Origin of the sequence: Nitrospira sp. BLG_1 (assembly GCF_047338595.1) — a bacterium.
In the GTDB taxonomy this organism is placed as follows: Bacteria; Nitrospirota; Nitrospiria; order Nitrospirales; family Nitrospiraceae; genus Nitrospira_D.
In genome coordinates this window covers 1-13717 of the sequence record NZ_JBLFBO010000023.1, presented here as the reverse complement: position 1 = coordinate 13717, position 13717 = coordinate 1, and the positions used below count along the sequence as shown (strand labels likewise).

Genomic DNA, 13717 nt, shown 5'->3' with positions numbered 1-13717 from the left:
ATAGTCACGGTTCGTGATCAGGCACGATTATTCCGTGCATGAAAAAGTCGGCGATGCCGATCCTGGCCAAGGATCAAGCCGCTTAATATCTGGCAGATCAGGCGGAATCGCCCATCCATTAATCAAGAACGCAAGGCATTGGAAGTTCAATGCCGGTTGCTCCCTGCCCTGTACACCGGTCGGCTCAGGAAAGATATATTCGCCAACAGGTGCCACATAGATACCAGGGACTAATCCATGGGCGGCTTTGGGAGCCTCAGGGACTTCGCTTCCATCGGGTAACGGATTTGGATCGTCAATACCCACCATGAGTTCCCGAGGCGCACCTTTCAGATTTCCATTGATGTCGAACAGAGCCGCAGCCGTTAGTGGTGGCACATAGCGAAACCTTCCGAATACAGCTTGCACTTTTTCCGTGCTATGTAGAAGGCGAACCTTGGGTGCTCCATTACGCGCCACATCAACCGCATAGACACTCACCCGTCGACTCGGATCAGTGCTAAATCCCTCAATCTTGAGACGATCCTGACACTCGGCTGCCGCTGCACAGGTAGTGGTTGGACCTCTTGTCCCCAGCAATGATTCCTCCAAAGTGACATAGGCGGGCTTTGAACCAGGCTTTGTATAGATCCCGATATCAGCCACTAACGTATGCACTGACACATAAACTCCGGCGGTATCTCGCGCAAGTGTGCCGGCAAACGTAATGTGATCGCCTACTCGTAATGGTGCCTGCTTGCGTGAATCACATGCCGGACACGGCGGAATCGTGTTATTGCCGAACCTGATCGGCGGCACGAGTGGATCGGCTCCCATCACGAACGTATTGTCCGATGGTCGATTGAAAGCTGGGCATTCCGGGTCTGCCGTAGCCCGCGGAACACACATGGGATACCCCGTGAGTGCGTGTACGGTGGGATTACCTTGATCGACGGTAAAGCGCGGATCGGGGAAACGGGAGTTCGGATTATCTGCGCAGGTTGGGCCTGGTAACCCCGGAGCGCACACATCCGGCGGGTCAGGATTCCTCTTCCCATAGCGGCCATCGCCCGAGAATGGGTCGGACGCATCCAACGCCGGATCATTGAGGCGGACCCGCGTATCCCCTGGACCGCAGGTTGTAGCGGTCGAGCTTCCTCCCACACAAATCATCCCTGTACCGACGTCGATCTCGTGAATGTATCCAACGCTCGAGTTTAAGGACTGCTGAGAGATACTGACTAACCCGGCACGATACTCATCTCCAACCACATTACCGTCCACGGTGACTTCAAAAGCTGCAAGTGGAGGAAACTTGTCATTGAGCGAAAGACCCGATTCGTTGTACTTCTTAGAAACACCCTGTGCATTTTCAAACAACTGCTGGGCCGTGAAATACGCTGCCGGCAATTGAATCACTAAGTTTCTCGGAATGGTCACCTGAATCCCATTCACCGTAAGTTTGGCAGCAGAAAACGTATCCCCGGGAGTATCTAGCGAAAAGCTTTGAATATGCCCGACCAACTGAAATGGCGTGACAGTCTGAGCCCCTGCCGGCGAAATCATGCTGGTTGCCACCAAGGCTCCCACTGCTCCTACGAATTGAATAAACCTCTGCCGACTCATGGGTTCCCCCTTCGCGTTAGGTCGTCACAAGAGATGTCTTTGGGTTTTCTATACTCTTGGTCCCCAGGATTGGGTGTCTCAGACTCATGTGAGCCCGCAGTTCTATACCTATAAGTAGATGCCTGACAAGTGTTCATACGTGCATGACAGAGAACCATGCAAACTCAATACCATAGCAAGCTGCCGGTATGAGAAGGATCATACTCGGTCGTTCTAGCGGCCAGAGAAAGGTTCAGGAGGAAGAAAATGTGTGCGCAGTGAGATACGCGGTGAATCGAAAAAGATACAGAGGGGTGAATCTAAATAGATACGTATGGGGTTCAGTGGTGCCCTGCTTCCGACCTGCTGCCTATCGCAGCTTCGCCACTGTCACGCCATCGCCGCCTTCGGCACGATCGCCGGGACGAAACTCCGTCACATATGGTGATGATTTCAAATACTCTCGCAGAGCGGACTTGAGTCGACCGGTGCCATGGCCATGAATGACACGAAGAAACGGCGCACCATCCAGCGTCGCTCGATCCAACGCCGCCACGACCTGATCCAACGCCTCATCCACGGCTTGACCTCGCACATCCACGACGGTCTGTTCGTCTAAGCCCAGTCCGGCATTTGTGGTACTTCGATGAAGGGACTGTGTTGCGGCAGTCGGTTGAGGTAGCCCCTCGTGTGGTTCACTGGCGATCCCGACGAGATTCGAAACGGTAGCAAGGATCTCCCCTTCTCCCACTTTGACACGAACGCGTTTCTTCCCTTGTGGAATTTCGAGCAAGATTCCGGTCATGCCCAAACCCGTAATTTCTACCGTATCGCCGACGGCAAGCCGTTCAAGCGGGATCGGCTCACTCGGCGGTGCAAGCTCCTGCCTGGTCTTCGTCTCTAACTCACGCAATCGCTCTTTCGTCTCCTTCACCTTGATAAGCTTCTGTTCGCGTTTCAGGGAGTCGACCGTCGCTTGAACCTCGGCCCGAGCCCGTTGAAATTGCTCGCCGAGCTTCTTCTTGAGCCCCCGTCGAGCTTCCTGCTCGGCAGCTTCCAGTCGCATCCGGAGCGCCTGAGCTTCGCGAGCCGCTTGTTCAGCTTCTTGCCTGGCTCGATGGGTCTGTTCCCGATCCTCGACAAGCTGGCGCTGCTTGCGCTGCAAGTCAGCCATCAATTCATCAAGCCGTTGGTTCTGGCGATGTAGGCGCTTTCTCGCCTCATTCACGAGGCCCTCATCCATGCCCAGGCGCACGGCAATCTCCAAGGCAGACGAACCACCTGGAATGCCCATGAACAGTCGGTAGGTCGGCGCCAGCTGTTCGACGTCGAATTCAACACTGGCATTCCCGAACCCACCGGTCGTTTGCGCGAGCTCTTTGAGAGCCCCGTAATGCGTGGTGACCACGACTTTCATATTGAGTTCCTCCAAGCGACAGAGCAGCGCCTCTGCTAATGCAGCCCCTTCTTGGGGATCAGTCGATGTCACCGGCTCATCGAGCAATACCAACGAGCGCGGTGGACCGAGCGCGTCGGTCGCCGAAGGCGTAGCACGTTCAGAAAGGAGCCGAATCATCTGAGTCATATGCGCCGAAAAACTAGAAAGATCCCGACTTAAGTCCTGGGCATCTCCAATATCGGCATAGAGATCGGTAAAGAGGGCCATCTCCGACTCTGGCGCACAGGGAAGATGCAACCCGGCGCGAACCATGAGGGCAAAGAGCCCGACGATCTTGAGCGTCACCGTCTTCCCACCCGTATTCGGTCCCGAGATGACCAGCACCCGAACCGTTTCATCCAACTCAATATCGTTGGCGACGACCTGATCCTTTGCAAGCAGCAAGAGCGGATGCCGGGCCTGCTTGAGAATGACACGGCCCGACTCATTCAAGCTCACTGGGTGACATTTCAGCCGACGACTCATCTCGGCCCTGGCCTTGATGACATCACATTGAGCCAGTACCTCGATCCCCTGATTGATCATATCCACCTTGGAGGCGACGACAGCACTCAGCTCCCGTAAGATCCGCTGTACCTCCCGTTCAATCTCCAAATCCGCTACCTTGATCGAATTGTTCAATTCGACCAACTCCCGTGGCTCCAGAAAAACGGTTGCTCCGCTCGCGGACACATCGTGAACGATCCCTGGAATTCGCCCCCTCATATCCGCCTTAACCGGTACGACATAGCGTCCTTCCCGCTGAGCAAAATACGACTCTTGCAACACCTCTTCATATCGCCGCGACTGGAGAATCCGATCGAGATGGCCACGCATCTCCTGCTTCAATCCCTGCGCGTGATGTGTCAGACGCCGCAACTCCGGAGAGGCCGTCTCTTTCATGGCTCCATCCGGCTGGATAGCTGCCTCAATTACACGCAGCACTCCCTGCAGAGCCCTTATGGCACGAAGCGGCTCCAAGACCTGCGCCAGCCGTTGAGTCTCGCCTTTGTGAGATTCTGCGTAGCGTTCCAGCTCAGCGAGCATGGCCAGCACGATGGCACAGTCCCTCAACTCACCAGCTTCCAGCACTCCACCTTTAGATGCCCGATTGACTGGCTCACGAATATCGGGAAAGCCTAACGCCGGGACCGGATCGCTCCCTTCGAGCCACGCCAGCATTTCACTGGTCTCTTCTTGGCGATGATGAGCATCCGTCAGTTCGCTGGCCAATGAGAGTGATTGGCATCGAGCACGCCCGATCGCCGACTGCGCCTGGAGGGAGAGAAACTCGAGCACACGCGGCCACTCCAACGCTTGCGTGGCTTGGTCAAATAAGGTTTGGCTCATCGATCAGGTCACCCTTCAATGAACAGACCTCCGAACTCTAGCCTTCCAGAAGAACCGGACGCAACTCCTGGAGCTGCAAAAGACTCCGAAGCCCGCATATTGTTACATCATTTTTGCCAGACCCACCGCATCCTTCTATCTTGACAACAAGCAGAAGGCATCGATACTATCCGGTTTTGTGCTGTACCACCTGTCTGTTCTCAATCAACACATTTGCCTGTAGAGGAATACACCATGGCCATTCGTATCGGAATCAATGGATTTGGACGTATCGGGCGCAACGTGATGCGCGCCTCAATGGGGGACAAGGAACTACAAATCGTCGCGATCAACGATCTCACGGACGCCAAAACGCTCGCCTATCTTCTCAAGTACGATTCGGTCCATGGCACGTTGCCGGCTACGGTCGACGCCAAAGATGATCAGATCCTCGTCGACGGAAACCCGATCAAAGTGCTGGCTGTCAAAGATCCCAAAGAACTGCCCTGGAAGGCATTAGATATTGACGTGGTGATCGAGTCAACCGGTCGTTTTACCGACCGTGAAGCAGCAGGCAAACACCTGTCCGCCGGAGCCAAACATGTGATTATTTCGGCTCCGGCCAAAGATCCCGACGTGACCATCGTTCTTGGCGTGAACGACGAAAAGTTTGACCCCAAGTCACACCACATCGTCTCCAATGCCTCCTGCACGACCAACTGCCTTGCCCCGGTCGCCAAAGTCTTGTTGGAAAATTTCGGGATCAAGCACGGTATTATGACCACCATCCATTCCTATACCAACGACCAGCAACTCTTGGATCTGCCCCATAAAGATTTGCGCCGAGCCCGTGCGGCAGGCATGTCGATGATCCCGACCAGCACTGGAGCCGCCAAAGCTCTCCACCTCGTCATCCCGGAACTGAAGGGCAAGTTGGATGGGCTGGCGATTCGAGTCCCGACACCGAACGTATCGCTGGTCGACCTGACGGTAGAAACTGAAAAGGATTGCGACATCGCCGCTGTGAATGCCGCATTCAAGAAAGCCGCAGATGGGCCCCTCAAGGGAATTCTCAAGTATTCAGAAGATCCGATCGTCTCAATCGACCAAAAAGGTGATTCTCATTCTGCAACCGTCGATGCCCCATTGACCAATGTCGTGGACAAGCGCCTGGTCAAGGTCACGGCCTGGTACGACAACGAATGGGGATATTCCTGCCGCGTTCGTGACCTCGTCAAGGTCCTGGCTGGAAAATCAACGACGAAGTAACTGACTGCCTCCGGGATGGTCGAGCCGGCTCCATCGCTCATCTCGTCCCGATTGTTTGACTATTGAGTGAACCTATACCAAGGAGCTTTCCGTGAACTTGCACAAGAAGACGATCGATGATGTGCAACTTCGTGGCAAACGGGTCATTATTCGAGCGGATTTCAACGTCCCCCTAGACGAGTCGTTGCAGATTACCGACGACACCCGCATTCGTTCGACGTTGCCCACGATCAATCGCGTCGTTGATGAGGGCGCCAAAGTCATTCTCTGTTCACACCTCGGCAGACCGAAGGGAACGTTCGAACCAAAATACAGCCTCGCCCCTGTCGCCAAGCGTTTGGGGCGATTGCTCGGGAAAGAAGTCCTCTTCGCTCCGGATTGCATGGGACCGGCCGTCGAGAAACTGGTCGCCAAGATGAAGGACGGGGACGTGCTCTTACTCGAAAACCTCCGGTTTCATACCGGCGAAGAGAAAAACGACGATGGCTTCGCAAAGGCCCTGGCCTCGCTGGGAGACGTGTTTATCAATGACGCCTTTGGAGCCGCGCACCGCGCCCACGCCTCGACGGTCGGCATTACGAAATACATTAAAGATGCCGCGGCGGGCGCACTGCTCAAGAAGGAGATCGAGTACCTCGAGGGAGCCGTCGCCAATCCCGTACGACCGTTTGCCGCCATTCTCGGTGGAGCCAAAGTGTCCGGGAAAATCGGAGTCATTGAGAATCTCGGCAAGAAAGTCGACAAGGTCATCATCGGTGGCGGCATGGCGTTTACCTTCTTGAAGGCCAAAGGCATGGAGATCGGTAACTCGCTCTGCGAAATGGACATGCTGGATTTTGCACGAGGCATCGAAGACCATGCCCTCTCGCGTGGGGTCAAGTTTTATCTCCCTGTCGACTGTGTGGTCGCAGCCAGCCGGGAAGTCGGTGCAGAAACCAAGATTGTCCCCGTCCAGGAGATTCCGAAAGGATGGTATGCCCTGGATATTGGACCGGCTTCCGTCAAACTCTTCAATGAGGCGGTCCAAAACGCCAAAACAATTCTATGGAACGGACCAATGGGTGTCTTTGAAATCGACGCCTATGCGAGGGGGACCTTAGCCATGGCCCACGCCATCGCCGATGCGTACGCCCTGACGATCGTCGGTGGCGGTGAAACAGCGCTCGCTGTTCATCGAGCCGGCGTGTCAGAGAATATGTCATTTATCTCGACCGGTGGTGGCGCAGCGCTGGAACTGCTTGAAGGCAAAACATTACCAGGCCTTGCGGCATTGCCTGATCGTCAGAACTGACGACGGGTTCTCAGGACAATCTCACTCTCAGGACATTCTGTGCGTACACGGCTCATTGTTGGCAATTGGAAGATGAACAAGACCGCATCCGAAGCGGCCACGTTTGTCGATGAACTGAGGCAGCACCTTTCGAAGGTTCCCTCGGATGTAGAACTGGTTGTTGCTCCTCCGTTTACGGCATTGGAATCGGTCGGGAGGGTCTTAGGCTCAGAATCTTTCATCCAGCTCGGGGCGCAAAATCTGTTTTGGGAACCAAAAGGAGCCTACACCGGAGAGATCTCCGCCCCCATGCTGAAGGACCTCGGTTGTCGCCACGTGATTCTTGGCCATTCTGAACGGCGCACGCTCTTTGGTGAACGGGGTGACAGGATTCGCAAAAAACTTCAGGCAGCCTTTGCACATGGGATCCGCCCGATCCTCTGCATCGGTGAGTCACTCGAGCAGCGAGAAGCCGGCTCAACCGACGACGTACTCGCTCAGCAGCTCCACGAGAGCTTGGCTGGATTTTCCAGCGAGACCCTGGAAAGTCTCACGGTCGCTTATGAACCGATATGGGCGATCGGTACCGGCCGATCGGCAACCACTGAGCAAGCCGTTGCAGCGCATCAGACAATCCGAGCTGTTCTTTCCGCCACCGCCTCTCCCGTCATCGCTGAACGGACGAGGATTCTGTATGGTGGCAGCGTGACCACACAGAATATCGCCTCACTCTTGTCGTCGGAGCAGGTGGATGGCGCACTGATCGGAGGCGCTTGTCTAGAGGTGAGCTCCTTTGCTACAATCATCAGTCTTGCTTCTACTACTCGATCAATCGGAGTCTGAACGTTCATGTTATACACGCTAATCGTGGTCGTCCACGTGTTCATCTGTTTTCTTATGATCGGAGCGATTCTCCTCCAGTCTGGGAAAGGGGCGGAGATCGGGGCCGCCTTTGGTGGGTCCAGTCAGACTGTGTTCGGAAGCCGTGGCCCGGCTAACTTTCTGAGTAAGCTGACCGTGTTCGTTGCTGCCATTTTTATGGTGACGTCACTCAGCCTGGCCATCTTGGCAAAACAACGGAATGTCTCCTCGACGGTCATTGATCTCGACCACAAGAGCGAGCCGACAACTGCGCCGGCCGCACCGCCTGCGCAGCCATCGGGTGAGTCCCACTCTTCCCCAACCGAGTCTTCCTCAACTGGCCACTAATCGATCACTGAAACGACTTTAGTCATCGGACGAACTTATCGCTGCCGGTGAGGAGCGAACGCTCCTCACCGGCAGCGATGGCTACAAGCCGCGACGATGTCTAGATCTTAGTCAGCCAGGATTGGTGGGAGGAGTCCTCACCACGCACGATCGAGAAGAAGGTGTCTTGGAGCGCGCGCGTAATCGGCCCGGGTGTCCCGGTACCGATACGGCGATTGTCAATCTCCCTGACCGGAGTCAGTTCAGCCGCCGTCCCTGTCACAAACACTTCATCGGCAATGTACATTTCATCACGCGTAAACCGTTCTTCGATGACCGTGATGTTCCGCTCTTGCGCCAATTGAATGACGGAATTTCTCGTGATTCCTTCCAGCACTGAGGTCAACGGCGTCGTCTTGAGAACACCGCGGCGGATGATGAACACGTTCTCCCCGGTTCCTTCGGCGACATAGCCCTCCGGATCGAGAAGAATCGCCTCGTCGTATCCATCAGCCTTCGCTTGCCGTTTGGCAAGAATAGAGTTCACGTAATAGCCGGAGATCTTGCCTCTGGTCATGGACACATTCACATGGTGTCGCGTAAAGGAAGACACGCAAGCGCGCATCCCATTGGCAAGGGCCTCATCTCCCAAATAGGCCCCCCACTTCCACGCAGCGATGGCCACCCGAATCGGGTTGTCCCCCGGATGCACCCCCATCGCCCCATACCCGATGAAAACCAAGGGGCGGATGTAACAGGCATCCAGTCGATTTACACGAACCGTTTCCACGATGGCCTCGGTCATCTGCTTCTTATCGTACGGCATGACCATCATGCTGATGTGTGCCGAATCGAACAATCGATCGACATGTTCCTGCAGTCGAAAGATAGCGGATCCTGACTTGCCTTTGTAACAACGCACGCCTTCGAACGCCGCCAGGCCATAGTGTAACGAGTGGGTGAGGACATGGACGTTCGCCTCTCCCCAAGGCACGAACTTCCCGTCCATCCAGATTTTTTCAACCGGCTCCAACATAGTGGGTGCGCGCTCCAGCGACGGATCGTGAGGATATTGCTTTGATTCGAGTGAGGGACTATAGCGTGCAGCCGGCCTCGGGTCAAGCAACCGGGGCGAGAACATATGCCGTCATGAGGTCGATGCTTAGGACGAGGCACAATAGGCGCGAAGGCGAGCACTCAGAAACGTAGCGACTCGATCTTCTCCATCCGGACTCATTGTCATGATTTTGGCTCCGAACAGCAGGCCGCGAACCCACCGAACCACGACACGTTGGATTTCCACCGGCCCGTCCTTATCTGGGAGAGAGAGACGCACAATGAGTTCCATCCCCGGTACGACTTGATGATCCCCGAGCACACGAAACCCGTTTCGACAGAGGTTCATGACGGTCCCCTTTCCGAGGAAGTCACCACCCATGTAGTAGGCTTCACACCGAACGGGAATCCGGTGATATGTACGAATCACAAACTTGCCGGTAGGCGCCATGCTTTCATCACTCTCTTGGAATGGAATGACGATCACCACCACATCAACGACGGCGATGTGGTGTGGCGCAAGAATACGTGGCGGCTTGGAGGTGATCCTAGCCCACAAAAGAGGGGGCGGTGAATCATCACGAATTCAAGCGGGGCGCTCCCGATGGCTTGACACTTCTCACACTCACATGTTAAATGAACCGTTCCTCAAGACTGGAGAAGAGATATGTACGCGATTGTTGAGACAGGTGGTAAGCAATATCGGGTAGAAGCAGGAGCGACGATTCAAGTTGAAAGCCTGCCTGGTGATATCGGCGCACAAGTGGAACTCGATCAGGTCCGTCTCGTGCACGGTGACACTACATTCCTCATCGGGCAACCTCTCGTGGCGGGAGCCAAGGTCACAGCTGAAATTGTGCGCCAGGGACGGACTCGATCGATTACCGTCTTCAAGAAGAAACGCCGCAAGAACTACCGACGTACTCGTGGGCACCGGCAAGGATTCACCAAGCTCCTGATTACCGGTATTGCAACGGCATAAATTCGAGTAGGAAGGACAGACCATGGCAACAAACAAAGGTGGCGGATCATCACGTAACGGTCGTGACAGTAACCCCCAGTATTTGGGAGTGAAGGCGTATGGTGGTGAGACGGTCACGGCTGGGAGCATTATCGTCCGCCAGCGTGGGACCAAGTTCTTTCCGGGCTTCAATGTGGATCTGGGAAGGGACCATACCCTGTTCGCCAAAACAACCGGTGTAGTCAAGTTTGAAGGTGGACGCGGCAGACGAAGAGTCAGTGTGTATCCGAGCTCCGCGAAGTCTTAACCTTCCCCTTTCTACTCTCTCCTTCCCAAGCAGGGCAGACATAGGTTCTCCCTGCTTCTTCGCCTCATGGTCGGGTATACTTTTCCATCTCCTCACGATGGTTCGGCTGTAGGAAACTAGCACCCCATGTTTGTCGACGAAGTACGCGTGACAGTACGAGCTGGTCGAGGCGGAAACGGCATCTGCAGCTTTCGAAGAGAGATGTTTGTCCCTCGTGGGGGACCGGATGGCGGTGACGGCGGTCATGGCGGCGATGTCATCATGACGGCCTCGCATCGGCTGACAACCCTGCTCGACCTCCGATATCAGAACCACTACGAGGCGCAAGACGGGAAACCCGGCGGTGGGTCCAACTGTACCGGACGGTCAGGTGACGACGTTACGATCGGAGTACCAGTCGGAACCATCGTCTACGACGACGAGTCGACAAACATCCTCGCGGATTTCACCGAGGACGGCCAAACTGCCGTGATCGCCCAAGGCGGGCGCGGCGGAAAGGGCAACAGCAACTTCGCCACTTCCGTCAATCGTGTACCAACCAAGTGCACACCAGGGAGTCCTGGTGAAGAGCGGACATTACGACTCGAACTCAAGTTATTGGCCGATGTCGGTCTTGTTGGATTTCCCAACGCAGGAAAGTCGACCCTCATCTCTGCCATTTCTGCGGCTCGTCCGAAAATTGCCGACTACCCCTTCACCACGTTGGTTCCTAATCTTGGCGTCGTCCGATGGGGATCCGACCGCAGCTTTGTGGTAGCCGATATCCCTGGCTTGATCGAAGGAGCGCATGAAGGAAAAGGTCTGGGCGTACAGTTTCTGCGCCATATCGAGCGGACCGCGTTTTTACTCCACTTGATCGATATCTCAGAATGGGCCACCGACGATCCACGACACAGCTTTGAGACCCTCCGGCAAGAACTGGCCGCCTATGACCAGGGGCTGACCGCCCGCCCCTTTGCCGTCGTCCCAACCAAAATTGATGTCGTTGGGGCCGGTGAACGGCTGGAACAAATTCAAGTCTATTGCCGGGACCGAGGATATCCTTGCTTCCCGATCTCAGCCGCCACAAATACGGGGCTGGATCAGTTGATCCGCTATGTCGGGAAACAGGTCGATCTGTTACGGATGCTGCCATGCGAGACACAGTCCTAACGCAGGCCACGCGGATCGTCATCAAAATCGGCAGTAGCCTGATCGCATCACGCGCGGAAGGGCTACGCCCGGATAGAATTGAGCGGTTGGCCGACGAGATCGCGACGCTCAAGAAGCAGGGACGAGAGATCCTGATCGTCTCCTCGGGCGCCATCGTCTCCGGCATCAAAAAACTGCAGCTGAAAGAATACCCCAAAAATCTTCCGGTCAAGCAGGCCGCGGCAGCCGTGGGGCAAAGTCGCCTGATGTGGGCGTATGAAAAGGCCTTCAAGCGTCTCTCGATCCAGGTGGCGCAGATTCTCCTCACTCACCAGGATCTTGAAGACCGTCGCCGCTTCCTCAACGCCCGCCATACCCTTTCCACTCTGATTGATTTTGGCATCATCCCGATTATCAATGAAAACGATACTGTCGCCGTGGATGAGATCAGAGTCGGTGACAACGATACCCTGGCCAGCGAAGTGGCTCACTTAGCGGATGCGGACCTCTTGGTGATTTTGTCCGATGTCGATGGACTCTATACGGAAGATCCTCGGAAGAATCCTTCAGCGACCCTGATTCCATTCATCCCAGCTATCACCGACGACATTGAGCGATTGGCCGGCGTGTCCAGTACCTTCGAAGGCACAGGGGGCATGGCCACCAAGCTCCGGGCGGCCAAGAAGGTCGGCCAATACGGAGTCTCTACATTGATTCTCAATGGAGAACGAGCCGGGCTCCTCGCCTCAGCCCTGACCACAGGAACCGGCGGAAGTCTGTTTCTGGCCAGGGAACGTCGCCTGAACAGCCGAAAACATTGGATCGCGTTCACGCTTCGCCCGCGTGGGCAGATTCACCTCGACCAAGGGGCCGTCGATGCGCTCGCTCAACGGGGGAAAAGTCTGCTCGCCTCCGGTATTCGTGAGGTCATCGGACCATTCGAAGCGGGCGATCCGGTGAGCTGCTTCGATCCAGAGGGAAAGGAGTTTGCCAAAGGCCTGGTAAACGTGTCATCGGAGCTCTTAGCCCGGATGAAAGGCCTCAAGACAACCGTCATTCAGGAACAGTTCGGTCCCCAAGAATATGAGGAAGTCATTCACCGCGACAATCTTGTCATCCTCTAGCAGAATGCTGAAAAAGTCCTCCAGCGGCGTTCTCGCCTCACTCAGACGCTCAACGTACCGAAGCGTACGCCTCGCCCCTTCGTTCGCTGCGGCCTTGCTGGACGGCCTTGTTGAGCATTCTGGGGTGTTGCGTGCCACGGTTCTTTCTCGCATCGTAGAACGGCGTGCGAAGCCGAAACCGATTTTTTCAGCAAACTGCTAGCGCTGAGTCCTCAGTCCTGAGTCCTGAGTTATGAATGTTTCAAATTCTCAGCAGTCACCCCTCACCCCTGACCCCTTACGCTTGAATGGTAACCGTCTCGGCCTTCTCGGTGGCAGCTTCAATCCCATTCACAACGGCCATCTCGCGATCGCCCATCACGTGTATGAACGTCTGCAACTCTCTCGGGTCCTCTTTATTCCAACCGGAGACCCACCCCACAAGCAGAGCGGATCACTGGCCCCCGCACAGACTCGCCTGAAAATGGTCGAGCTAGCCATTGCTGACACCCCTTTCTTTGAAGTATCCGCCATTGAGATCAATCGAGGTGGTAGGTCGTACTCGATCGACACCGTCCATGAAGTCCGATCCCAATATGGTCCATCATGGAACCTATTCTTTATCATTGGCTTAGATGCCTTTCTTGAGTTCTCTACCTGGAGAGCCCCTGAAGAACTTTTACGGCTCTGTCATTTTGTGGTCGTCACCCGTCCGGGACACTCATTCCAATCCCTCAGCAAGATGCCCCTACTGTCCAACCTGGATGTACAGGCCCTGCGGCAATTAGATCACGGTACCTTAGACCAGATGGAGATCGCCGTCCCTGGTGCATCCGGTCTCACCTGTTTATCGCTTCCTCCCTGTCTCATCTCTGCCTCGGAGATCAGGAGGAGGGTGAAATGCGGCCTCCCGCTGGCAAATATGTTGCCCCCCCCGGTAGAATCTTATATACTTCAGACTAGCCTTTATTTAGGAGGACTCTAATCGCACGCACATCTAAGGCCACAGCCCTCGCCGTCGCCAAGGCGATGCTCGACAAGAAGGCCCTTGATGTTCAAGTCCTCCATGTCGCCCCGCTGA

13 protein-coding genes are annotated in these 13717 nt (G+C 55.4%); 9 read left to right on the top strand and 4 right to left on the bottom strand.

Features of this window, described 5'->3' with window-relative positions:
• Positions 1-27: 27 nt before the first annotated feature.
• Both ACMTNU_RS14620 and ACMTNU_RS14615 read right to left on the bottom strand, forming a co-directional pair.
• Positions 28-1605 carry a hypothetical protein gene (locus ACMTNU_RS14620; protein WP_413936005.1) on the bottom strand — a complete coding sequence of 526 codons (1578 nt, stop codon included), beginning with the start codon at positions 1603-1605 and terminating at the stop codon, positions 28-30.
• Positions 1606-1954: 349 nt separating this feature from the next.
• Positions 1955-4372 (bottom strand): endonuclease MutS2, encoded by a 2418-nt coding sequence (locus tag ACMTNU_RS14615; RefSeq protein WP_413936004.1) that lies wholly within the window; start codon positions 4370-4372, stop codon positions 1955-1957.
• A 234-nt stretch (positions 4373-4606) separates the two neighbouring features.
• Here ACMTNU_RS14615 and gap point away from each other — a divergent pair, with 234 nt between their 5' ends.
• From gap to secG, 4 genes are all read left to right on the top strand, one after another.
• Positions 4607-5620 carry a type I glyceraldehyde-3-phosphate dehydrogenase gene (gap, locus tag ACMTNU_RS14610; RefSeq protein ID WP_413936003.1) on the top strand — a complete coding sequence of 338 codons (1014 nt, stop codon included), beginning with the start codon at positions 4607-4609 and terminating at the stop codon, positions 5618-5620.
• A gap of 97 nt (positions 5621-5717) precedes the next feature.
• On the top strand, positions 5718-6911 hold the full coding sequence (locus ACMTNU_RS14605) for a phosphoglycerate kinase (RefSeq protein ID WP_413936031.1): 1194 nt from the start codon (positions 5718-5720) through the stop codon (positions 6909-6911).
• Positions 6912-6950: 39 nt separating this feature from the next.
• On the top strand, positions 6951-7733 hold the full coding sequence (gene tpiA, locus ACMTNU_RS14600) for a triose-phosphate isomerase (RefSeq protein ID WP_413936002.1): 783 nt from the start codon (positions 6951-6953) through the stop codon (positions 7731-7733).
• 6 nt (positions 7734-7739) lie between these two features.
• The gene (secG, locus tag ACMTNU_RS14595; RefSeq protein ID WP_413936000.1) at positions 7740-8099 is read left to right on the top strand and encodes a preprotein translocase subunit SecG; all 360 of its coding nucleotides are present in this window, start codon (positions 7740-7742) and stop codon (positions 8097-8099) included.
• Positions 8100-8199: 100 nt separating this feature from the next.
• Here secG and ACMTNU_RS14590 read toward each other — a convergent pair whose 3' ends face one another.
• Both ACMTNU_RS14590 and ACMTNU_RS14585 read right to left on the bottom strand, forming a co-directional pair.
• Complete coding sequence (locus ACMTNU_RS14590) at positions 8200-9114, bottom strand: branched-chain amino acid transaminase (RefSeq protein ID WP_413936030.1); 915 nt, start codon at positions 9112-9114, stop codon at positions 8200-8202.
• A 126-nt stretch (positions 9115-9240) separates the two neighbouring features.
• Positions 9241-9693, bottom strand: a complete 453-nt coding sequence (locus ACMTNU_RS14585; RefSeq protein ID WP_413935999.1) for a PilZ domain-containing protein — start codon at positions 9691-9693, stop codon at positions 9241-9243.
• Between the two features lie 108 nt (positions 9694-9801).
• Here ACMTNU_RS14585 and rplU point away from each other — a divergent pair, with 108 nt between their 5' ends.
• The 5 genes from rplU to nadD all read left to right on the top strand — a co-directional run bounded on the left by rplU (position 9802) and on the right by nadD (position 13621).
• Positions 9802-10116: a 50S ribosomal protein L21 gene (rplU, locus tag ACMTNU_RS14580; protein WP_413935998.1), complete on the top strand. Its 315-nt coding sequence runs from the start codon at positions 9802-9804 to the stop codon at positions 10114-10116.
• Between the two features lie 22 nt (positions 10117-10138).
• Positions 10139-10402 carry a 50S ribosomal protein L27 gene (gene rpmA, locus ACMTNU_RS14575; protein WP_413935997.1) on the top strand — a complete coding sequence of 88 codons (264 nt, stop codon included), beginning with the start codon at positions 10139-10141 and terminating at the stop codon, positions 10400-10402.
• 126 nt (positions 10403-10528) lie between these two features.
• Positions 10529-11554 carry a GTPase ObgE gene (obgE, locus tag ACMTNU_RS14570; protein WP_413935996.1) on the top strand — a complete coding sequence of 342 codons (1026 nt, stop codon included), beginning with the start codon at positions 10529-10531 and terminating at the stop codon, positions 11552-11554.
• The gene (gene proB, locus ACMTNU_RS14565) at positions 11536-12657 is read left to right on the top strand and encodes a glutamate 5-kinase (protein WP_413935995.1); all 1122 of its coding nucleotides are present in this window, start codon (positions 11536-11538) and stop codon (positions 12655-12657) included. The genes obgE and proB overlap by 19 nt, the downstream gene beginning before the upstream one ends.
• Positions 12658-13006: 349 nt before the next feature.
• Complete coding sequence (nadD, locus tag ACMTNU_RS14560) at positions 13007-13621, top strand: nicotinate-nucleotide adenylyltransferase (RefSeq protein WP_413936029.1); 615 nt, start codon at positions 13007-13009, stop codon at positions 13619-13621.
• Positions 13622-13717 lie beyond the last annotated feature (96 nt).

What these genes read in the sequence shown, in the direction of transcription:
- ACMTNU_RS14620 (WP_413936005.1), bottom strand. Translation starts at nt 1,605, where the DNA reads ATGAGTCGGCAGAGGTTTATTCAATTCGTAGGAGCAGTGGGAGCCTTG.
- ACMTNU_RS14615 (WP_413936004.1), bottom strand. Translation starts at nt 4,372, where the DNA reads ATGAGCCAAACCTTATTTGACCAAGCCACGCAAGCGTTGGAGTGGCCG.
- proB (WP_413935995.1), top strand. Translation starts at nt 11,536, where the DNA reads ATGCGAGACACAGTCCTAACGCAGGCCACGCGGATCGTCATCAAAATC.
- rplU (WP_413935998.1), top strand. Translation starts at nt 9,802, where the DNA reads ATGTACGCGATTGTTGAGACAGGTGGTAAGCAATATCGGGTAGAAGCA.
- secG (WP_413936000.1), top strand. Translation starts at nt 7,740, where the DNA reads ATGTTATACACGCTAATCGTGGTCGTCCACGTGTTCATCTGTTTTCTT.
- rpmA (WP_413935997.1), top strand. Translation starts at nt 10,139, where the DNA reads ATGGCAACAAACAAAGGTGGCGGATCATCACGTAACGGTCGTGACAGT.
- obgE (WP_413935996.1), top strand. Translation starts at nt 10,529, where the DNA reads ATGTTTGTCGACGAAGTACGCGTGACAGTACGAGCTGGTCGAGGCGGA.
- ACMTNU_RS14590 (WP_413936030.1), bottom strand. Translation starts at nt 9,114, where the DNA reads ATGTTGGAGCCGGTTGAAAAAATCTGGATGGACGGGAAGTTCGTGCCT.
- gap (WP_413936003.1), top strand. Translation starts at nt 4,607, where the DNA reads ATGGCCATTCGTATCGGAATCAATGGATTTGGACGTATCGGGCGCAAC.